Raw genomic sequence first — 22,368 nt, 5'->3', positions numbered from 1 at the left:
TCCATATTACTGTGAAATTATTTTTTTTTTACATAAATACTGTGTTCCATCACATCAAAAAGGACAACAGTCACTTACATTTTATTGTATGATCTTATCTATCTAATATTGCTTCAAAATTAATTATAAAATAATAAAAGATGAAAAAAGTAGCCGTGGTATTAATCGCCTTTGCCTTAGGATTTAATTCCTTTGCGCAATCAACTTCTGACAAAGTATTAAAAAAGAATATTAATGAGTTAATTGAAAGTTATACTCATTATAATCGTTTTATTGGAAATGTTTTAATTAGTAAAGACAATAAGATAATCTATCAAAAAAGTTTTGGTTATGCTGATTTTGAAGAAAATAGAAAAAACAATGCTAAATCAATATTTGGGATTGCCTCCCTTTCGAAATCACTAACAGCTGTTGGTATCATGAAGTTAGTTGAAAATGGAGAATTGACATTAGAGACTCCTATTTCATCTTATTTTCCAGATTTTATGCCCGAATTTTCGAATCGTATCACAATCCAACATTTGCTAAATAACAGTTCCGGTATACAAGCCAATATTGGTAGGACAGATGACAGTGGAAACGGTCTTATGCCTACAGGAAAAGCCATAACTTTTGACAAACTCTTAGAAGAATTTAAAGATTCAAAATTGAATTTTGAACCTGGATCAGGATATGAATATAATAATTTTGGATATGTACTTTTAGCACATATAATTGAAAAAGTGAGCGGACAGAGTTATGCCGAATTTATGGGCCAATCCGTTTTTAAACTTGCAAACATGAAAAATACGGCCTCTGCATCGTTTAAGTTTGTAGACCAAAAAACTCAGCCATATCTGGGTTTAGGGATGAACAAAATTGAAAGACTTAATGATCATTTAGATCCTTCGTGGCTTACTGGAGCAGCTGATATTAATTCAACAACAATTGATTTATATAATTTCATGCAAGCTTTGGATAATGGAATAGTATTAAAACCGGCCTCAGTGAGCGAGCTTTATAGTCGTACAAAAGATATGGGAGTTAATGGAATGCTATCCGGATTGGGATGGGTTATTGACCATAAGGAAGGTGAAAAATGGATCTACAACAACGGATTACTTCCTGGTTATGCATCTGTCATGGGTTCGCTACCAGAAAAAAACATTAAAATAATTATTTTATCCAATGCAACTTCTGTTAATCCAATAGCTGATGATTTTCAAGGCAAAAACTCATTTGTTGAAGGAGAAATTACGGATAAAATTATTTCAATCCTACTAGATAAGAAGGTCGAATTTTTACCATCACCAATTAAACCTAAATCTAGTGTAACCGCTAATTCAACTAAAACGTACCAACTTGACAGTGAACACTCTCTTGTTCTTACAAAAAACGGAAATAGTTATTCCCTAGATGCAACAGGCATAGCACCATGGTCAGTATTTACCTATGCTTTTTCAAGAAATGCGAAAGAAAACAATGGCGCAAGTGAAACCGCTTTGTTTTTTGCAAATGCAATGAGCAGCCAAAATTTTGAAGGACTTGTAAACTATGGCAATGATCAAATGCAAGGTTTTTTAGGTACCGAAGAAGGATTAGCGCAGTTAAAAGGAATGTGGTCCAATTTTTTAGAACATGCAGGCAAGTTCATTTCATACAATATTTATAAAATTGAAGGAGACGAAGTCAAAAATGTTCATATAAGATTTCACTTTGAAAGTGTTGATGTCGGATTCGTTTTAAGTATTAACCCATCAAATAAAATACAAGGAATGTTTATGGATGACGACGTTAAAACAAGTCATATCAATAGCGTAAAATTAGTACCTATAAGCGAAAATGAATTTTTTATCAATGGCCATCAAAATGGCGGGATGCAAGATTTAAAAATAAAGCTAACTGATACGGACTTAATCTTGACAGACGGTTCCATAAATTTTAAAGCTGAGGTTATAAACCCTTAGTAGGGTAACAAAACAAGATACTGTTCGTCTTTTTTTAAACAAAAAATTTCATTCTAATGAAAAATCTTTTTTTACTTACTATTATTCTGTCTACTAGCACATCAATCAGAGCGCAAAATGTCGGTGATTCAATTACCCTAAAGTTAAATAAAATAAGCATTAACAGTAGTCTTGTTGGTTTTGCTGTTGCAATTGTCAATAAAGACAGTATCGTATATGCGAAAGGGTTTGGTTATGCTAATTTAGAAGCAAAAACACCTTATACAATAAATACAATACAACCAATTGCTTCAATTTCTAAAACTTTGCTTGGAGTTGCCTTAATGAAAGCACAAGAAATGGGTAAATTAAATCTTAATGATAACATTAACGACTACCTTCCATTTAAAATTTATAATCCAAATTTTCCAAACGAAAAAATAACAATCCAGCAACTGGCAAACCATACTTCAAGTATTATTGATGGTGATCAATACGATCGAGCATATATATTCAAAGACAAAATTCCGCCTTTTTATAATAATTTACCTGATGAAACTAAACAAGAAGTAAAGGAGGCTGTAGATCTTTTCAATATGAATGAATGGATGCCAATTTCCGATTTCATTGAAAATCAATACAGTAAAAATGGAATTTGGTACAGCAAAGAAAACTTCTCTAATAGCCTTCCGGGAAGCACCTATAAATATAGCAATATGGGCGCTAATATAGCTGCCTATATTATTGACCTTGTAAGTGGTGAGAGTTACATTGAATTTGTTCAAAAACACATACTTGACCCACTGCAAATCACTAAGTCTGGCTGGCCCTCAAAAAATTATCAACCACGTAACGTTTCCACTTTATATTGGTATGGATACCCAACACCAGAATATGAACAAATTACTTATGGCGATGCTGGTTTTATGACCAGCATTACAGATTTTAGTAAGTTTCTTATTACAATGATTCAGGGCTATAACGGTGAGGATAATATTTTAAAAGCTACTAGTTATAAAGAAATGATGAAAGACCCAATTTCATCTGATTTTAGGAAAGGTATTTTCTGGAGTGTGGATTTAGAAAAGATTGGACATAGCGGAAATGATCCGGGAGTGATATCCCACGCATATTTTTTAAGAGAAAATGGAAACGGTATAATAATATTTGTTAATACCTCCGAGACAGAAAACTCTATGTCAGAGGTTAGGGATATATATAGAACACTTCTAAAGCATATTGAACAATAATAATGGCTAATACCTCATAAAATATATGCTTAGATTTAAATTAAATAATGAACTGACTGATAATGAATTCAAAAATAAACATACCAATTGCCCTAAAAAATATTAAGAATCATTTTTCGCCCAAAATTATTGGAGAGGTGAACGATGTTTATATCAAGATTGTGAAAATATTGGGCGAAAAAGTACCTTGGCACAATCACCAAAATGAGCATGAACTTTTTTACGTCATTGAAGTAAGCCTTATTTTTGAAATTGAAGGGAAAGATAGCTTTATAATGAACGAAGGCGATATTTTTATTATAGAAAAGGGTGTCAATCACCGTGTTTCATCTGATCAAGAATGCAAAATTATGTTAGTAGAAAATAAAACTACTGATCATACAGGAAATGTTAAATCTGATATAACTAAAAATATTGACAATCAAAGGCAAAGCTAAAACAAAACTTAATAATATTGATCAATGGTAAATTATGAAAAATAAAAAAATGGACAAAAAAATGTTGCTTTCAACGCTGTGGATTTTTGTAACTCTAAATTATCTGTATTGCGACATAATGGGATTAATGGATGTTACCCTACTAAAACAATATTTGACAGGAAATGTGGGTGGGATGGCTATAAACGAAAATTTTTTATTAGGTGCCGCAATTTTCATTGAAATACCAATAATTATGGTCTTGTTATCAAGAATATTGCGAAATAAAGTTAACAGCTACGCTAACATAATAGCAGGTACAATAATGACTCTAGTTCAGACTTCAACACTGCTTGTAGGTTCTCCAACCAAATATTACGTATTTTGCAGTACCATAGAAATTGCAGCAACACTATTTATTATTTGGTATGCGTGGAAATGGAAAAACCTAAAAGAACCTAATAAATAGCCAACGCAGGCATGTATAAAAATACTAGCCACAAAAGAAGATTTTACAAAAAACGGACAAACTTATGACATCATTTTTGACACCGTTGGCAAAAGCCCCTTTTGGGCAACACTAAAATCGCTGAATAAAAAAGGGTACCTCCTCATGACAAGTGCTGGAATTGGTTTAATGATATTTGGTGCAATAACATCTTTGTTTACCCACAAAAAAATTGTGTCGGGGGTGATAAAGGCAACTGCAGATGATATGATTTTTTTCAAACAATTAATTGAAAAAGGAAAATTGAAAGCAGTAATTGACCAAACCTATTCATTGGAGCAAATAACCATGGCCCACGCTCATGTCGACAAAGGACATAAAAAGGGAAATGTGATTATCCGTATGAACCATCAATAAAAAGATGATGTAATATCGATTAACTCAAATCCTTACTACTTATGAAACTACGAATCATACTAAACCAAAAAATCTCGGCTTTTCCAGTCGCACAAATATTAAAATAAAACAAACTAGATGAACAATAAAAAACCATATAATAAATCATTACATATAAAAATAGTCCTAGAAATAGCAATTGTGTTTATTACGATATTAAGTATAAAACATATTGGAGATTATTTTAACATCATAGGCTCTGGCTCGATAGCAATTTGGTGTGGAGTTATAGTCAGTACAATTTTCATGAAACATAAAAAGTTAAAATGGAAAGAATTAGGATTTGTACTACCAAAAGGTTTACAAAATTGGTTAATTAGTATATTGCTAGTAATTCTAATTTTATTTGCAATTTTCTCAGTTATGGGATTAATTGTAAAGCCATTATTAGAAAACTTCAGTTTGACTAATCCAACAGATGTAGCTGATAGATTTGCCTTTTTTATGGGAAAACCACTTGTGTTTGTACTTTATCTAATTGTTATAGTTTGGTTTGGTGCAGCTTTGGGTGAAGAAATATTATTTCGTGGGTATTTACTAAATAGATTGGTAGATTGCACCGGAAATAATAAATCAGGTGTTATTTTAGCATTAATTATACACGCAACAATATTTGGGATGCTTCATATTTATCAAGGGTTGGCAGGTGTTATTGCAACTGGTTGTATTGCGCTAATATTTGGTTCAATATATTTTCTAATTAAACGAAAACTGTTCCCTCTAATAATTGCACATGCAATTATTAATTCTATAAGCCTGATAGCATTATATTTAAATGATGGAGTTATAAATTAGCGATAAACAAATGTACTTTTAGAATTTCGAGGAATAATTATTCAAACAGGATAAAAAAACATCAACTTTTAATGAAATAGAAACCTAAATAATTATTACTAATGCAGAGGTTATTTTAAATTGACACCGTACTGATCAAACAAAGCATAAAAAGTTAATTTCTCATTTACAAACAGATTTTATAGGTTTAAAAAACACATAAAAGCCTATACATCAAATATTTTATATTTATCTTACAATAACTTTAACATATCCATTTTACAAAGTCTTACTTATTTAGCGGCACTAGATGTCATAAACAATAATCCTTCAGAACTTAGAGCGCATTGAACAATTCTCAATGGGTAAGGCTTAAAACTAGAAAACACTAAAGCAAAAATTCACTAGAATAAAAACAACAACGATGAATTTAAAAGAAAAAGCAAATAGCATCAAGGAGTATTTTTCACCTAAAATAATTGGAGAGGTCAATGATGTATTTATAAAGGTAGCCAAAATAAAAGGTGAAAAAGTACCTTGGCACAAGCACCAAAATGAAGATGAACTTTTTTATGTCATTGAAGGAAACCTTCTTTTTGAAATAGAAGGTAAAGATAGCTTTACGATGACCGAAGGGGATCTTTTTATAGTGAAAAAAGGGATCAATCACCGAGTTTCAGCTGAAGAGGAATGCAAAATAATGTTAATAGAAAATAAAACTACCGCACACACGGGAGATGTTAAATCTGAAATAACTAAAAGTATTACTGATCAAAGACTAAGCTGAAATTAACGTTAACGGCATTTGAAGAATTCATTAAAATTATGAAATTATAGAGGCGAAAAATTATGTACTAATAATGGAAATCCATATCCAAAATACGACACTTTAAGCGCATTTTAATGACTTTCTGACTTGGAATATCACACCCGTATATAATAGTATTGTTCAAATACTGAAAATAACTAGAACTGATGTTTCCGAAAAAAAAAGAAACTATGAACAAAAAAACAATAAAACGACTGCTTAGAATAGTATTTATTATTGCAAGCATATCTTCGTTGTATTTCGTACCATGGGTTTTGGTAAAGGCATGGATACTACCATTACCTGACACGGTTCAAGAGCAATTAGAGGAAGGCATCAGTCATGGGTTTGACGGCATGATTGTTTATGTGGACCAAGCTGGAAAGCCACCGGAGTTTTATGCCGCAGGCTGGCATGACCGAAAAAATAAAATACCTGCCTACCCGCAAGCCTTATTCAAGATTGCAAGTATTACAAAGTTATATATCGCTGTTGCTACCACAAAGCTAGTGAAAGAAGGGCGCTTGTCTTTAGATAAAACACTCGCTGAATACTTTCCTGAACTTGCCCGTAGAATAGAAAATTCGGACAAAATAACCTTGAGAATGATGGTGCAGCATCGGAGTGGTATTCCTAATTTTGTTGACCATCCTGACTATTGGATAAAACCTCCAAAAAACAGAAAAGAAACACTTGAATACGCACTCGGTTTACCGGCTGACTTTGAGCCAGATGAAGATTATGGTTATTCCAATACCAATTATATGTTGATTGAGGACCTCATTGATAAAACGTTGGGCTATAGCCACCAACAATATATCAAGGAGGAAATATTGATTCCCCTTGGGCTGAAACATACTTTCGGTTCGCTGAGTGAGGTGAATATTGACGACGTGATGAGTGGCTACTATGTTGGTGTTGATAAAGATTTTAAAACTGAAAATACAGGCTTAATGCTAGCAACTGCAGAGGATGTGGGTATATTCTTGAGAGCATTAAACGATGGTTCCGTATTTAATAAAGGGGAACAGGAAATCTATTCCTCCATTTACGTCTACGAACATACCGGTTTGTTACCTGGCTATCAGAGTATTGCCAAATACTACAAAGACATTGATACAGTTGTTATTCAATTTAATAATACAACCAACTTTGATGGATATGACTGGAATTTAGCGGAAATCATATATAGTCGTATTGTAAAAATAGTGAGAAGAAAAAAAAGCGCATAACTGTATATAATTAATGCTTAAAACAGATTTAAACCCTAAGTGTTTATACGTTTAATAGCTGATTGTACCAGAGGGAATTATGCGCATTTTTCCAAGTAATAATCTTACTAACACAATATGCCTATTGGAATAAAAAAATGAAAATGGAAAAAATGAAAGCTTGTTTACGAAGAAGATATGGTTCACCGAATCAGATAAAAATTGAGAATATTGAAAAACCTATTCCTAAAGAAAATGAAGTCCTAATTAGGGTTCATGCCACTACAGTCAATCGAACAGATTGTGCAAACCTTACTGCCAAACCATTTATTATGCGGTTTGTTTTAGGATTATTTAAGCCACGAAAAATAATATTGGGGACAGATTTTGCAGGTGAAGTAATCGCACTAGGAAAAAATGTGAAGTCATTTCGTATTGGTAATAAAGTATTTGGTTTTAATGATACCGGTTCTGAATCGCAAACGGAATATCTAACAACAACAGCAGAACATTTATTCTTAATTCCCAAAAAGATAGATTACAAAGAAGCAGCTGCAAGTTTAGAAGGCGCGCACTATGCGTATACTTTCATTCATAAAGTAAATATTAAATCTGGGCAAAAAATCCTAATAAATGGAGCAACTGGAGGGATCGGGTCCGCTCTGTTACAATTTGTACGGACATATGATGTGAAAATAGCAGCTACCTGTAATACTAAAAACATCAAACGAATTCAATCTTTGGGTGCTGATAAAATTTACGATTATACCAAGGAAGACTTTACAAAGGACAATGATAAATATGACTTCATATTTGATGCAGTTGGCAAAAGTACATTTGGAAAGTGTAAATCATTACTAACAGAAAACGGAGTTTATATATCTTCTGAGTTAGGGCCTTATTCCCAAAATGTCTTATATGCAGTCTCCACATCAATTTTCGGAACTAAAAAAGTAATCTTTCCGATACCATACAGCAAGCGAATAACGATACCCTATATTATTAATATGTTGGAGAATGGAAAGTTCAAACCCATTATAGATAGGGAATATCTATTAGAAGATATAGTGCAAGCGTATGAGTATGTGCTAACTGGAGAGAAAACGGGTAATGTAATAATCAATGTTTAAAAAATTGAACCCTTAGAATTATGCTTACCTTTTTTAGGGTAGTGTCTTATAATTTTATAAAGAAGATTAATTAACTAAGAATAGTTTATTTACATTCCCTTTATAGGTTTGTCCAATGGGTATTTTATGATTTTGAATAATAATTCGATTACCTTCAATATGCTTAATTTCATTTTTGGCAACGATAAACGACTTATGTGTCCTAATAAAATGCGATTCCGGAAGAAGCTTCTCAAAAGATGAGATTTTTTCATGACTAACAATAATCTCATTTTTTAAATAAACTTTGGTATAGTGACCATAAGCTTCAATAAATAAAAGATCTTTAAAATGAACCTGAGAATGCTTTTTATCCCCTTTAAGAAAAAAACTCGAAGCCACAGATTCGATTTCGGGCTTTGCAACAACTAGTGAAGTATCCTTTTCTTTCGCAGGAAAAATTGTCTTGTTGATAGATTTTACAAAGCGTTCAAAACTGAAAGGTTTTAATAAATAGTCTGAAATATTAAGTTCGTATCCTTCTAAAGCAAACTCTTTATAAGCAGTAGTTACAATTATTTTTGGAGGGTTTGCAATGGTTTTTAAAAAATCAAATCCAGATAATTTTGGCATATTTATATCCAAAAACAATAAATCCACTTCATTTTCATTTAAAAATTGCATGGCTTCAAACGCATTGTAGCAATTTCCCTTTTTTTCTAAATGTGGTAAATTCTCACAATAATTTTCAATAATGCGATGTGCAATTGGTTCATCATCAACAATTAAATAATGTATCATATTGTTTCTATTTTAAGAGTTAATTTAAATATAGAATCGCGATTTTCAATAGTAAGTTGATACTTTTTTGGATATAATAATTGTAATCGTTGTTTTAAATTATGCAACCCTATTCCAGCGTTTTGTTTTGTATCTGGTTTTTCAAAATTGTTTTCTATTTCAAAGAGAATACTTCCATTGTCTGTACTAATTATGATATGAATATAGGCATTTTCTGTTAATTTTTCAACACCATGTTTAAAAGCATTCTCTAATGCAATGATATACAATAAAGGTGTGATTTGATAATCTGATATATTTGAATACGTAAACTGAATATCTACTTTTTTTTGATACCTGATTTTATGTAATTCTATATAGTTCTGTAAATAGTCGACTTCATCTTTTAAAGGCACCAAATCTTCTTTTCCCATATAAATGGTATAACGCATCATTTCTGATAATTTTAAAACAACATTTGGTGCATCATCAGATTTTTCTACAGTTAAACCGTATAAGTTATTTAGGGTATTAAAAAAGAAGTGTGGATTTATCTGACTTTTTAAAAGTGATAATTCAGCTTTCGTTTTTTTTGACTCTAAGGTTTTCAACAATTTCCATTGCTGAAAAAACCATCCTAAAATCAATACAAAAAAAGGAATCATTAAAATGATTTTGATTTCTTTTTCTTGTTGTAAATACACATTTATATCATCAATATATACCCTTATATAGACAAAATAACTTAAAATAAAGACATAAAAAACTATTGTAAAGAGAGCGTACTTCTTAAAGAATTTTGATGCTATCATTGAAAACAAAAGCAAACTAATACTAATAATTCCAATAAAAGTAATTGGATTATCAATCATCTTTGAATTGGCGTCATTAATTATTACAAGAAAAAAAAGAGCAATCAGACCTAAATATTTGATGGTATTAGTTTTATGTTTCTTTAAAAAAGAGAAATAATATATGGGTAAAGAAAATAGAACCCAATAGAACAGAAAACTTAATGTATTAGATAAGTATTCTGAATTATCGATATGAATTAAGTCAAAATACGATAATACCAGAACGACAATCCTAAAGATTATAAGTCCGTATATAAATGCTTTATATTTTTTTAAGAATGCAATCACCTTGTAAAACTACTAATATTAAGAAGATTCATGGAATAATTTGCATCAACTTACTAATAATCGACTCATACGTATGATTTTTAGCCGCAAGCTCAATTTGAGATGATAATGACCTCTTATGTGCTAAAAAAGTATGTTAACAAGAAATTTTATTTTAAGGATTAAAGATTGACCATAGGTTTGCATCAAATTTAAAATCAATCAAAATGAAAAAACAAATTATGGTATTAGGATTCGTGTTTGCGTTTATATCAACTATAACTGCACAGCATAAAGAAATGACTAAAGAGGAAAAAGTGGAAATCGTACAATTGGTTTCAGAAAATTTACAAGCAACCTATATAGATTTAGATATCGCAGATGGCATGACTTCTGCCTTAAAATCAAATATAAAATCAAATAAGTATAACACGATTAAAGATAGTGATGAATTTGCTAAAATAATAACTCAAGATTTACAAAATGTGAGTCATGATTTGCATTTAAATCTAAATTACGAACCTAAAAAAATCGCACAAAGTAAACTTGTTATGCCAGAGGAAATGAAAATTAAAAGAGAAAAAATGATGGCAACGAAAATGGCGGAAATTAACTATGGTTTTACAGAGGTTAAAGTTTTAAACGGAAATATTGGATATTTAAATTTACGCATGTTTGCAGATACTACTTATGCAAAAAGTGCAGCAACAGCGGCAATGAACTTTCTATATAATACCAATGCTATTATTATAGATTTAAGAGAAAATGGCGGAGGAGTTCCAAGCATGATGCAATTATTGTCTAGTTATTTTACGGATGCAGAACCCGTGTTGTTAAGTAATTTCTATGAGCGAGAAACGGACGCTAAAACACAATTATTCACCTTCGAAACTATTGAAGGAAAAAGAATGGCGAATAAACCATTATATATATTAACGAGTAAAAACACATTTTCTGCTGCGGAAGCTTTCACCTACATTTTAAAGCATTTAGATAAAGCAGTTGTTGTGGGTGAAGTTACAAGAGGAGGAGCAAATAGAACAAAGCGAATCAATTTAAATGAAAACTTTAGCGTTTCTATGCCTTATATTAAAGCGATACATCCTGTCACTAAAACCAACTGGGAAGGCAAAGGAATACAACCAAACATTATGGCCACTAAAAAAGACGCTTTTGTAATTGCTTATATAGATGCAATTAACAAAACAGTTTTAAGAAATAAGGAAAATGTTTTAAACAGTATTGGCTATAATTTACTGAAAGAAAAATCCATTGATGAAGCTATTATTGTATTTCAAGAAAACACCAAATTGTTTCCAGAGGAATTCAATTCATGGGATAGTTTAGGAGAAGCTTATTTTCTGAATCACGATAAAGATAACGCTTTGAAAGCATATGAGAAAGCTCTAAAATTGAACCCAAAATCAGAATCTGCAAAAGCAATGATTCAAAAACTTACATTAAAATGAGAAAAAGAAATATTATACTACTGTTGCTTGTATTAGGAATTATATATTTTGTGTATATGCAATTATTTAAACAACCAACATTAGTTGAAGGCAACTATATAAAATTAAAAGAATCATTCAGTCTTCATTCTGGTGATGTTTGGGAGGTTAAATTTGCTCCTAATGACACACTAATGGTAAGTGGCGGCATAGATCATAACGCTAAAATTTGGAATAGATTTACAGGTGAAATTTTACATAATTTACCTCATGAAACAGGATCTCCTGCTGTAGATTTTAATCCAAACGGAAGTCTTGTAGCAACTGGAGCTTATGATGGTAAGGTTAGACTTTGGGATGTGAATTCTGGAAAACTTTTAAAAGTTTTGGGAGGAAATGAAGGTGTGATTTGGTCCGTAAATTTTAGTCCGAAAGGCAATTTAATTGCCGCTGGCGGAGATGATGATAAAGTAACCATTTGGAATGTAAAAACAGGAGAAATTAAATTTGAGTTTAAAGAAGCGTCCCATAATATTTGGGAGGTAGTTTTTAATCCCTCTGGAAACTATTTAGCCGCTTCAGGTAGTGATAATGCCATAAGAATTTATGATGTAAGAACTGGTAAGTTGATAAAAACAATTCTGGGTCATTCTATGGTTCCTTTATCATTGAATTTTAGTCCAAACGGTGAATTATTAGCAAGTGCTGGAGATGATAAAACTGTTAAAATCTGGGATACAAGTAACTGGGAATTGTTGCATACTTTACAAGGCGAAAATGAAGCTATTCATTCAGTTGTGTTTATTGGAAATAATAAGGTCTTAACTGGCGGAACAGACAAAAAAATGCTTGGAGAATTATTAGAATATCATTTTGGTTTCAAAGGCTATACCATCCCTATTGCCGCAACACTTTGGGATATTAATAATGAAACAATTTTGCAAACAATAACCGAACATACAGACGATATTGGTTTAGGAATAGATATCAGCTCCGATGGAGAATTTATTGCAACTCCTAGTAAAGATAAGACAGTTAAGATTTGGGAATTAAGAAACATACAATAGTACTATGAAATGTCTATCACTGGAAAAATAATCCAAGAAAAAAACAACTATGAAATTATTCCTAGAAAATCTTGAATTTGCCATAAATAAAAAAGATGTTGATTTTTCACTGGTCCTGTATCAGCTAACACCTGCAGGTACCTATTATAATTTAAGCTATTATATTGGTCGAGCAAGTTTTGCTAAGGATACAGAACGCAGAAACTTACTAATCCCAAATCAAAACACGCAAGTTTCTTTTACCAATTCTAAGTTGATAAGTAAAAAATTAGAAAAGGGAAGCCGTATTGTCATTGTGGTCAATGTCAATAAAAACAATAATGCACAGATTAATTATGGAACAGGAAAAGATGTGAATTTAGAAAGCATTAAAGATGCAGAAACACCTTTAGAAATCAGTTTTACAGGAAAGAGTAGTATTTCTTTAGCTGTTTGGAATGATTCCAAAAATTAGGATTAAGTGGCTAAACAAAACATAAACGGACTTTCAAATGCTACACATTTAAAAAAGTTGAATTTATTATGGCATAATCTGAAAGAAATTAATATTCACAATGAGACTATAGAAGTTTTACAAATGTGTCAAAAGCATTTGGAATCTACTGACACCAATGGGGCATTAAATCTAAAAAACATTTTATTGTTGTAAGTCTAATGGTTCCAGGATATAGAAAGTTTAAGTAGCTAAATACCAATTAAGTCTTCATTTAAAGCGCTTTTCGCATCTTTTTAAAAAAAAATAAGTTTTAACATGTAATATTTATTGACTTAAGCCACTAACCAAAAAAACATTAACAAGAAAACATTAAAAATTATGACATTACAAGAAGCTTATAACTTTTTAGAAAGTTTAAAAACCGAAACGACTAATAAATCTGAAATCAGGGTTTATGATAAATTTCTTCATATACTATCCGAATTGAAGACTAGAGAGTTTACAAAAGATGAAATACATTCCTTAGAAATGGAACTTGATCGTTTAAATTTAAACTCAAATCCTGAAAACAGAAAAAATTACTTTAATAAAGCACTAAGTAAATTCGAAAAATATTTAAAGGATGCATTGTCTTTAACGCCTAAAGGGTTTTACACCAATCTTGGTATAGGTTTGGGATCTTCTTTCGGCATTCTTTTTGGGATTGTGTTTTTATCAAGCCTTGAGCGGTCTTTGGGTATAGCTTTGGGTTTAAGTATTGGAATGTTAATTGGTTTAATCATTGGTCGTACCATGGATTCTCAAGCTAAAACTGCAGGAAAGATGCTTTAATTAATGCCACAATATATAGCCTGCATTTCAAAATTATTTTCTCTGTTTTTCTTAAACAACATTGCCAAATAAAAATTTGACATAGGTACTTATTATTTAAAAATTAACAAATATGAAAACATTAATTGCAACAACAATTTTAATTACATTTTACGTCGTAAATGCTTTTTCTCAAAACATAGAAGGTGTTTGGCATGGTAGAACAAAGACTCAAGACAACAAAGAGATTTTATTTGTATTTCTCTTTGAAAAAAATCAAGAAAAATACACTACAACTATGGCTGTACCAACCTTTAACGTTTCTGGTATCAAACCAAAAGTAACGGCTTTAAAAGAAGGGCACTTAACCATTGATGGTTCTGAATTGGGTATGAAATATGAAGGCGTATGGAATGAAACCACAAACAAAATAGAAGGATTTTATACAGAGGGTGGTGTTAAACTTGTTTTAGCTTTAAAAAAAGGAAATCCTGAAATGCCAAAGATAAACAGACCACAAGAACCAATAAAACCGTATCCTTATTATGAAGAACAGCTTGTTTTTGAGAATGCTGAAGCAGGTATAAAGTTGTCTGGAACTTTTACAAGACCTAACAAAAAAGGAAAGTACCCTGTAGTTATTTTAATTAGCGGAAGTGGCCGTCATGATAGAGATGAAAGTATGATGACACATAGGCCTTTTTTGGTGCTTTCAGATTACCTTACACGCAACAATATTGCCGTATTACGTTATGACGATCGTGGTTTCGGAGAATCTACAGGCGATTTTAGTAAAGCTACAACAGCTGATTTTGCGCAAGATGTTTTAAATGCTGTTAGCTATTTAAAATCAAGAAAAGATATTGACGTAAAAAATATTGGCTTGATTGGTCATAGTGAAGGAGGAATTATTGCTCCATTAGTTGCAAATCAAACTTCAGACATATCGTTTATTGTTACGCTGGCTGCAACAGGAATTCCAGGAAGTGAAGTGGCTGTTATGCAATCGAAGTCTCTGAGACCTTTTCCCGTTCCTGATGAAACAACTTTTGAAAAGAATGTAAGAGAATCAATTAAAATCGCATCTTCTAGCGACGACATATCGAAAAAAAGAAAAGTGTTAACGGCTCATAATACTAGCTACTTGACTCCAATATTAAAATCGTTATGTGCGCCTGAAGAAAACATTTCAGCCTTTATTGAAAAGGAAACCGAGTCAGTTTTAAAACCTTGGAACACCTATTTCTTTAATTATAACCCAGCCGATGAATTTGAAAAATTAGGTATTCCCATATTGTCTTTAAATGGAAGTAAGGATACACAGGTGAATGCAACCATAAATCAAAATGCGATAAGAAATGCTTTAATAAAAGGTGGAAACAAAAATTATAAGGTTATGGAATTAGAAAACATGAACCATTTATTTCAGGAGTGTAAAACGGGCAACATTAATGAATATAAAGAGATCGAACAGACAATGTCTCCTATTGCATTGAAAGAAATTTCTAATTGGATTTTGGAAATAATTCGAATAAAATAAAAAATTAATATATTCTGTCATATTTTCTTAAAGCCTGTCACTAACTATAATAGAAACACTAAAAAACAATCATTTAAATTTTTAAGAAAATGGAAAACACAAAAAAATTAATTCAAATTTTAACAAGGATTCAAATAATTAGCAGCATTGTTTGGGCTATTTTATTAATCGCATGCTATCAAGTATTGGGTGAATCGTATAAAGAGATTAGCATTATGCTTATCTGCGGTTTCTTCATTGAATTTTTGCTTATAAGTTCATCTAAAAACAATTTGAAAAACACAAAAAGAGAAAAAGCCTAAATAGCAGTTTAATTAATTAACAGGATTGACTTTCTGAAACACCTAATAGAATGGGGAAACAAAAAGAGCATGAATTTTTTGAGGAAATTATTGAAAGGAATAAGCATAAAATTTTCAGAATCTGTAGAATTTATGCTGCTGCTCCACTAGAGCCGCAAGACCTCTTTCAGGAAGTTATTTTTCAAATTTGGAAATCTCTCGAAAAATTTGAAGGTAAATCGTCTGTCGATACTTGGATATACAAAATTACTATTAATGTTTGCTTGCGTTCAAAAATGAAATTTGATAAAAGTAATAGCAAAACGGACCGATTTGAATCAATTCATTTTAGCCCAGTAGAAAAAGAGATTGATACTTCTGAACAGGAAAAATTTAAGTTTTTAAAAGAATGTATTTCAACTTTAAATGAAACTGACACTTCGCTTATTGTTTTGTATTTAGATGATCTATCCTACAAAGAAATCGCAGTAATCACAGGATTATCGGAAAATCATATAGCAGTAAAAATGAAAAGAATCAGGGAAAAGTTATTTGAATGTATCACTTCAAAAATCAAATAAAATGTTAGAACAAGAATTAAAAGATATTTGGAATAATTCGTCTCAAACAGCACAAATATCAATTGAAACAAAGCATTTGAGAGAAGAATTGAATACTAAAATAAATAGTATACAAAAAAAGATAAGAATAAGAGATGTTAGAGAGATTGCTGCTTCAATCTTTGGAATACTGATTTTTAGTTATTTATTATATGAAATCCCGTTTCCTATTACTAAAGTAGCTTGCGGCTTAGCAATTGCTTGGTTTGTATTTGTTATTGTAAAATTTAGAAAATCAAAATTACAGAATACTAAAACTGATTTTTCATTAACAGTAGCGGAACAACTTAATAATCAGAAAACAATGATGTTACAACAATCTAGTTTATTAGATTCTGCTTTGTATTGGTATGCTATTCCACCGTTTATTATGAATTTTATATTTATTATAGGTTTAGAAAATCCAATGGATTATAATTGGACTAATAGTGTTGCTGAAAGCTTATTACCACTTACCTCCAATTTTAAAATAATAACATTAATAGGTCTTGCTTTATTTTATGCGTTTACTATTTGGATAAATAAAAGAGCTTTAAATAAAGATGTAAAACCAACTATAGAAAGCATTGAAAAAATGCAACAACAAATAAAAAATGAATAAAAACTACTGCCAACAATGTATATGAAATCATAGCAACCTCCGGGATGCTCCGATTCATCTACTAAAAGTTGTGGCCAATTAAAAGAAACTATCAATTTGAAACAAATAACAACACTATTCATGCTATTTTTAGCTAGTATTTTTTTTATTTCTTGTACACAAGCTGATACCTCCCCAAATGAAGACGATGTTTGTGTTGGAGATAACTATCCCATAACCCTTGATAAATACATTAAGAAAATAAAAAGAACCCCTATTAATAATGAATCTGCATCTCGGACGTCTGAATTCACATACAACGAGTTTAATCTTTTAGCAAAGGAAAGAGAATTTACAACGGCTTACAACATTGAGTACCTTTTTGATTATCAATGCAATAATAATGTAAGTAAAATATTTAATGCTACCTATACCTATAATTCGGATGGAAAAATAATTTATGTTGAGACGGAGGGAGGTTCTTATTCTTATGATTTAATATATAATGGACAAATCATATTAGCAAAAGGAAAATTTGTGTCTTTAAGTAAAGAAATTACTTTAGAGCTGAATTCAGAGAACTTGATTCATAAAATGTCACGAATAGATTCTTATGCTACATTCGATTATGATTTAAATGGCAATGTAACAAAAGTTAAAGATTATGATTTAAATGACGCTTTATTGAATGAATATGAAATAAAATATGATCAAAACCCAAATCCTTTTTATGGTCAATTAAAATCAACTTATCTAGTTGGGTTTATTGAGCTTTTTAATCTGTCATCTCATTTAGGCTTAAGTTACATCAGAACTTATGGTTTTAATTCTTTCTATTTTCCTTATTTTAAAAACAATATTATTAGTATAGAGGAAATAACAAGTACTGCTCCCTATAAGTTTCTAATTGAAAATGAATTTATTTATGATTCTCAAAATTATCCAATTATAATTGAATCTACTCTTGCAGGCTCTCCAAATATTAATTATGAAATAGAATATAACTAGAACTCAATAATTTTTTTAATAAAAATAAAAACCTAAATGATAGAAACTGAACGACTTATTTTAAAACCACTGACTTATAAGCAGTTGATAAAATATATAAAATGTGACAATTCTTTGGAGGTTGAACTAAAACTAAACCAAACTTCCAGGACAATTTCACCAGAACTAAAAGAAGCCTTTGCACAAACCATACTTCCAAATGTAGCTGATAAGAGTAAAAATTATTTGTATTCAACCCTTTGGACTGCTATTTCGAAAATTGACAACAAAATGGTAGGTGATTTATGCTTCGTTGGTGAGCCAAATGCTAACGGAGAAATAGAAATTGGATATGGAACTTATGACGAATTTCAGAATAAAGGGTTTATGACGGAAGCCGTAAGCGGAATAATTGAATGGGCTAAAACTGAATCAGAAATACAATCAATTATTGCTTCAACAGAGAAATCCAATAATGCCTCTTTCAAGGTGTTGGAAAAAAATGGTTTCATTAAAATTGGGGAGACACAAGCATTATTTAATTGGAAATTAGAAATATAAAAGGAGTCAACAAATAGCTGTGCGTATATGGTGAAGTATTTTAATGATGGTCTGGAACTACATCTAAAATTAATCAGAGAATACTCTAAAGTTGGTATGTCAACACTAAAGAGCTTCATGAATATGGGAGTGATTTTTTTAACTTAGTAGTAAACTTAAAATAATAACATAACAAATGACTGGACCTGATAAAAACCAAAAATCCCCACTTCAAAATTATGACAGACTTTGTTTTTTGAAAAACATAATCAAAAATCCTAATATCATAGTTGGGGATTACACCTATTATGATGATTTTGAAAATGTAGAAAATTTTGAAAAAAATGTAAAATATCATTTTGACTTTGTAGGCGACAAATTAATAATCGGAAAATTCTGTATGATTGCTTCTGATGTGAAATTCATAATGAATGGAGCAAACCATCTAACTAAAAGTTTATCAACTTACCCATTTGCAATTTTTGGAAATGGTTGGGAAAATGCAATGGATGGAAAAACCTATCCACAAAAAGGGGATATAAAGATTGGAAATGATGTTTGGATTGGTTACAACGCGACAATAATGGCGGGAGTATCTATTGGCGACGGGGCCATTAATGCAACAAATGCAACCGTAATTAAAGATGTTGAACCCTACACTATAGTTGGTGGAAACCCTGTCAAAGAAATCAAAAAACGATTTTCAAATGAAACAATTGAAAAACTTTTAGAATTAAAATGGTGGGATTGGAATATTGAAAAAATAACAAATCATATTAAGGATCTAACCGATAACAATATTAATAAACTAATTGAAGAATTGAAATTATAACCAGAAAATAAGATAAAGTTATAATTTTTCACATCCACTTCCATATTTTCACGTTCATGTACTTTATCTTTTAAAATTAATTTATAATTTTTTACTTTGTGATTACCATGGATAAAATAGAAAAGAGTATAAATAATAAAACATTTTCCCTTTATTGGACGTGTCAATTTTTTGGTTGGGGCGTAGTCTCCATTTATTGGGCTTATGTAGTGTTTACTCGTGATCATTATGGGTACTCTTTAACTTTTCTTAACTATGTTCTAGATATTTCAATCGGTATACTATTAACACATGGCTATCGATTCATTGCTTTAAAGTTACAATGGAACGCACTTAGCCTACCTCAATTATTTCGAAAAATTATACCTTCAATAATTTTTTTAGCAATAGTATACACGTTAATTTCAAACATAAAATGGTATTTATTCTGGTTATATATAGGGAGCAAATAAATTGATTTATGGAATTCACTAATCTATTGGGATCCTATACTTCTTACTGGTTTGCGATTAATGTCTATCTGGATTTTGGCGTATCATTTATATCATTATTACCAAAATAAAATTGAAGCTACTCAGCAAAATGCCAAACTTTTGGTAATTGCCAAGCAAGCGCAACTCGATAATTTATCAGCACAATTAAATCCACATTTTTTATTTAACTCTTTAAATTCTATCAAATCTTTAGTGATAGAAAACCCACAATACGCTCGAAGAGCTATCGATTTACTATCCGATTTATTACTATCTTCTTAGTATGAAAAAGAAAGAAACTTGATTTCAATAAAAGATCAATTAGCTTTAGTACGAGATTATATAGAATTGGAGAAAATGCGTTTTGAAGAACGTTTACAATTGGAAATTAAACTTGATAAAACACTTGAAACTTTTAAAATTCCTACATTAAGCATTCAATTATTAGTGGAAAATGCAATTAAACACGGTATTGATTCAAAGATTGAAGGTGGAATTGTTTCTATAACCATTAAAAAAGAAGGAGGTTTTATTTCTATAAAAGTGATTAATCCTGGGAAATTTTCTTTAAAAAAATCTCATAAATGGCTGGTAGTGCAAAACTTAAATAAAATATTGAGAATCCAATACAATAATAATGCATCATTTAAATTAGTAGCCCCAAACAAAGACCTTGTTGAAGCAAAAATTTTAATACCATTTACTACTAATGAAAACATTTAAAACAATTATAATTGATGACGAACGCTGCCAGTGTTTCCTCGCAGGGTGCAAATTCCAGTGATATTGACCACCCAATTCCAATTTAAAGTAATCACCTGATTCCAATTCAAAATGAGGACCCACTTTTTTATTAAAAACTACTTTTTTTCATCTGTTAATTAGTATTCAAATATACTTAAATATTATCCTTTGTTTATACCTCTTTTTTTTCGTCTTTCCACACGAAATAAATGTTGTTATTAAAATTGCAAAAAGTATGTAGTTTTTCATTCGGTTTTTTTTCGTCGCGATAAAATTACTGCCAACGTCAGTTCGTCTAAAAACCTATGTATTGACTTTTTTTTATATTAATTATAAAGTAAATATAGGAGATTACGATTTGTTTCTTTTTATAGAAAAGTGATTGGATCGAAAATAATAAAAAGTAACCGCCCATCGACAAAAAACAGAAACAGCTTCTCGCATTCCCCTCCTTCCTATTCCCGAAGAATTAATTCTGAAATATGCCAATCACCCACAATGCATAAATGAAGATAAACTGTTACCTATTTTGAGCAATCAAAAAATGAATAGCTATTTAAAGGAAATAACGGACGGATTGATGCCCTTTTTTCAGAAGTGCCACAACACCTTAATGTTGCATTTTGCCAATTTCAAAACAAACAAAGACGATTGCTTATTTCACTAATACGAAATCACCTTGAGGAACACTCTTACAAGGTATTGCATCTGCTTTGCATCCAGCGAATAAAAATAGTACAATTAGAATACCAATAATCTTCATGCTTTTTTCAAACGTTTTCATAGCTATTTTTCTTTTAATATTATATTTATTAGCTTCCACTCATTCCCTATTGTTACAACATAAGTTCCTATTTCTAGATCCGGAAAAATAGCCTCTCCATTTAAAATCTGTTTGGTTGAAAGGGTTTCGCCGTTAGTTGCTATTACTACAGAAGCCCCTTCTTGCGTAGAGGTCACTTTTACCACACCATTTACATCGCAAACAGCATCTTTTTTATAGAATAATGCAGGAGTAGTGGTTGGTGTTACAATAACCACATAATTACTCAGGCTAGATTCATCTTCAGACAGCACTTCGTATGTTATGGATGAAGTATAGTTATCTGTAACCTCCCCTGACTTTTGTAAAATTTTGTTTTTAAACAATTTTGCACCTTTACTTAATGTGAATACTGGTTTTAGTTCAGTTAATGCGTAACTGTCATACAAGCTGATGTTGATCTTACCACCGTTAATAACGGACGAGACACTTTTAATGTCCTGAAAATTAAACGTCAGAATTTCTGCCTTATCATTCAGCGAAGGAGCTGCAATGCTAAAGGATTGAAATAAATTTCCTTTGTGCTCATTTACTTCAAATGTTACTTGCTTGCTTACAGACACCGTTTTATCAGTTGAACTGTCATATAATTTGAAGGATACCGTTTCTCCTTGCGAATTAGAAAACACGGTGAGGTAGGCATAATAATTTGATTCACTAGCAACGTAAGTAACGCCACTTATTCCTCTGCAGCTACTACCAACAAATGCACCAACTCTGTCATTGTTGCCAATCAACTGCTTCCCGTCTACATTCAGTTTTGCCACAAAAGTCATGGTGTATTGATAGTCATTCTCATTCACTGACCAAGTGGGAGCCTGTGCTACTAATGCTTGGACAGAAAGGAAAAATAGTATAACTAAAAATGCTGTTTTTTTCATAAAAAAGA

At 30.9% G+C, this 22,368-nt stretch carries 26 protein-coding genes; 23 read left to right on the top strand and 3 right to left on the bottom strand.

What is annotated here, in order from left to right:
- The first annotated feature begins 140 nt into the window (after positions 1-140).
- The 9 genes from BLV91_RS13750 (at position 141) to BLV91_RS13710 (ending at position 8,418) form a co-directional block, all read left to right on the top strand.
- A complete protein-coding gene (locus BLV91_RS13750) occupies positions 141-1,946 on the top strand; it encodes a serine hydrolase (RefSeq protein ID WP_091434283.1) in 1,806 nt (601 codons plus the stop codon).
- Between the two features lie 56 nt (positions 1,947-2,002).
- Entirely contained in the window at positions 2,003-3,175 is a 1,173-nt protein-coding gene (locus tag BLV91_RS13745) for a serine hydrolase domain-containing protein (RefSeq protein ID WP_091434282.1), read from the top strand.
- A 62-nt stretch (positions 3,176-3,237) separates the two neighbouring features.
- Positions 3,238-3,612 carry a cupin domain-containing protein gene (locus tag BLV91_RS13740; protein WP_091434280.1) on the top strand — a complete coding sequence of 125 codons (375 nt, stop codon included), beginning with the start codon at positions 3,238-3,240 and terminating at the stop codon, positions 3,610-3,612.
- 34 nt (positions 3,613-3,646) lie between these two features.
- Positions 3,647-4,060 carry a DUF6326 family protein gene (locus tag BLV91_RS13735; protein ID WP_091434278.1) on the top strand — a complete coding sequence of 138 codons (414 nt, stop codon included), beginning with the start codon at positions 3,647-3,649 and terminating at the stop codon, positions 4,058-4,060.
- A gap of 15 nt (positions 4,061-4,075) precedes the next feature.
- On the top strand, positions 4,076-4,456 hold the full coding sequence (locus tag BLV91_RS13730; protein ID WP_091434277.1) for a zinc-binding dehydrogenase: 381 nt from the start codon (positions 4,076-4,078) through the stop codon (positions 4,454-4,456).
- A gap of 117 nt (positions 4,457-4,573) precedes the next feature.
- Entirely contained in the window at positions 4,574-5,290 is a 717-nt protein-coding gene (locus tag BLV91_RS13725) for a CPBP family intramembrane glutamic endopeptidase (protein WP_091434275.1), read from the top strand.
- A 403-nt stretch (positions 5,291-5,693) separates the two neighbouring features.
- Positions 5,694-6,056, top strand: coding sequence for a cupin domain-containing protein (locus BLV91_RS13720; protein WP_091434273.1), 363 nt, complete (start codon positions 5,694-5,696; stop codon positions 6,054-6,056).
- A 212-nt stretch (positions 6,057-6,268) separates the two neighbouring features.
- Entirely contained in the window at positions 6,269-7,309 is a 1,041-nt protein-coding gene (locus BLV91_RS13715; protein WP_091434390.1) for a serine hydrolase domain-containing protein, read from the top strand.
- A 143-nt stretch (positions 7,310-7,452) separates the two neighbouring features.
- Positions 7,453-8,418 (top strand): NAD(P)-dependent alcohol dehydrogenase, encoded by a 966-nt coding sequence (locus BLV91_RS13710; protein ID WP_245709711.1) that lies wholly within the window; start codon positions 7,453-7,455, stop codon positions 8,416-8,418.
- A 66-nt stretch (positions 8,419-8,484) separates the two neighbouring features.
- On the opposite strand, the gene BLV91_RS13705 is transcribed toward BLV91_RS13710, so the two are convergent.
- Entirely contained in the window at positions 8,485-9,198 is a 714-nt protein-coding gene (locus tag BLV91_RS13705) for a LytR/AlgR family response regulator transcription factor (RefSeq protein WP_091434271.1), read from the bottom strand.
- Positions 9,195-10,049: a sensor histidine kinase gene (locus BLV91_RS13700; protein ID WP_091434269.1), complete on the bottom strand. Its 855-nt coding sequence runs from the start codon at positions 10,047-10,049 to the stop codon at positions 9,195-9,197. Before BLV91_RS13700 ends, BLV91_RS13705 begins: the two co-directional genes overlap by 4 nt.
- 476 nt (positions 10,050-10,525) lie before the next feature.
- On the opposite strand from BLV91_RS13700, the gene BLV91_RS13695 reads away from it, so the two are divergent.
- From BLV91_RS13695 to BLV91_RS17145, 14 genes are all read left to right on the top strand, one after another.
- Positions 10,526-11,767, top strand: coding sequence for a S41 family peptidase (locus BLV91_RS13695; RefSeq protein WP_091434267.1), 1,242 nt, complete (start codon positions 10,526-10,528; stop codon positions 11,765-11,767).
- On the top strand, positions 11,764-12,813 hold the full coding sequence (locus BLV91_RS13690) for a WD40 repeat domain-containing protein (RefSeq protein ID WP_091434265.1): 1,050 nt from the start codon (positions 11,764-11,766) through the stop codon (positions 12,811-12,813). Before BLV91_RS13695 ends, BLV91_RS13690 begins: the two co-directional genes overlap by 4 nt.
- A 49-nt stretch (positions 12,814-12,862) precedes the next feature.
- On the top strand, positions 12,863-13,267 hold the full coding sequence (locus tag BLV91_RS13685; RefSeq protein ID WP_091434264.1) for a hypothetical protein: 405 nt from the start codon (positions 12,863-12,865) through the stop codon (positions 13,265-13,267).
- A 6-nt stretch (positions 13,268-13,273) separates the two neighbouring features.
- Positions 13,274-13,462 carry a hypothetical protein gene (locus BLV91_RS13680; RefSeq protein WP_091434262.1) on the top strand — a complete coding sequence of 63 codons (189 nt, stop codon included), beginning with the start codon at positions 13,274-13,276 and terminating at the stop codon, positions 13,460-13,462.
- Between the two features lie 165 nt (positions 13,463-13,627).
- Positions 13,628-14,080: a hypothetical protein gene (locus BLV91_RS13675; RefSeq protein WP_091434260.1), complete on the top strand. Its 453-nt coding sequence runs from the start codon at positions 13,628-13,630 to the stop codon at positions 14,078-14,080.
- Between the two features lie 112 nt (positions 14,081-14,192).
- Positions 14,193-15,599, top strand: coding sequence for an alpha/beta hydrolase family protein (locus BLV91_RS13670; protein WP_091434259.1), 1,407 nt, complete (start codon positions 14,193-14,195; stop codon positions 15,597-15,599).
- Between the two features lie 89 nt (positions 15,600-15,688).
- The gene (locus tag BLV91_RS13665) at positions 15,689-15,901 is read left to right on the top strand and encodes a hypothetical protein (protein ID WP_091434257.1); all 213 of its coding nucleotides are present in this window, start codon (positions 15,689-15,691) and stop codon (positions 15,899-15,901) included.
- 50 nt (positions 15,902-15,951) lie between these two features.
- Positions 15,952-16,461, top strand: a complete 510-nt coding sequence (locus BLV91_RS13660; RefSeq protein ID WP_091434255.1) for an RNA polymerase sigma factor — start codon at positions 15,952-15,954, stop codon at positions 16,459-16,461.
- 1 nt (position 16,462) lies between these two features.
- Positions 16,463-17,101: a hypothetical protein gene (locus tag BLV91_RS13655; protein ID WP_091434254.1), complete on the top strand. Its 639-nt coding sequence runs from the start codon at positions 16,463-16,465 to the stop codon at positions 17,099-17,101.
- A 96-nt stretch (positions 17,102-17,197) separates the two neighbouring features.
- Positions 17,198-18,088 carry a hypothetical protein gene (locus tag BLV91_RS13650; RefSeq protein ID WP_139262334.1) on the top strand — a complete coding sequence of 297 codons (891 nt, stop codon included), beginning with the start codon at positions 17,198-17,200 and terminating at the stop codon, positions 18,086-18,088.
- Positions 18,089-18,124: 36 nt separating this feature from the next.
- Positions 18,125-18,628: a GNAT family N-acetyltransferase gene (locus BLV91_RS13645; RefSeq protein ID WP_091434249.1), complete on the top strand. Its 504-nt coding sequence runs from the start codon at positions 18,125-18,127 to the stop codon at positions 18,626-18,628.
- A 175-nt stretch (positions 18,629-18,803) separates the two neighbouring features.
- Entirely contained in the window at positions 18,804-19,439 is a 636-nt protein-coding gene (locus BLV91_RS13640) for a CatB-related O-acetyltransferase (protein ID WP_091434247.1), read from the top strand.
- 512 nt (positions 19,440-19,951) lie between these two features.
- Positions 19,952-20,194 (top strand): histidine kinase, encoded by a 243-nt coding sequence (locus BLV91_RS17150; RefSeq protein WP_217636974.1) that lies wholly within the window; start codon positions 19,952-19,954, stop codon positions 20,192-20,194.
- A gap of 18 nt (positions 20,195-20,212) precedes the next feature.
- Complete coding sequence (locus BLV91_RS17145) at positions 20,213-20,635, top strand: LytS family sensor histidine kinase (RefSeq protein WP_217636973.1); 423 nt, start codon at positions 20,213-20,215, stop codon at positions 20,633-20,635.
- A gap of 807 nt (positions 20,636-21,442) precedes the next feature.
- Here BLV91_RS17145 and BLV91_RS13630 read toward each other — a convergent pair.
- Complete coding sequence (locus BLV91_RS13630; RefSeq protein WP_091434246.1) at positions 21,443-22,360, bottom strand: hypothetical protein; 918 nt, start codon at positions 22,358-22,360, stop codon at positions 21,443-21,445.
- Between the last annotated feature and the right edge of the window lie 8 nt (positions 22,361-22,368).

It is taken from the genome of Flavobacterium degerlachei, assembly GCF_900106645.1.
Classification (GTDB): Bacteria; Bacteroidota; Bacteroidia; order Flavobacteriales; family Flavobacteriaceae; genus Flavobacterium; species Flavobacterium degerlachei.
Note: the sequence above shows the minus strand (reverse complement) of the source record. Positions and strands in the feature narration are given on the sequence as shown.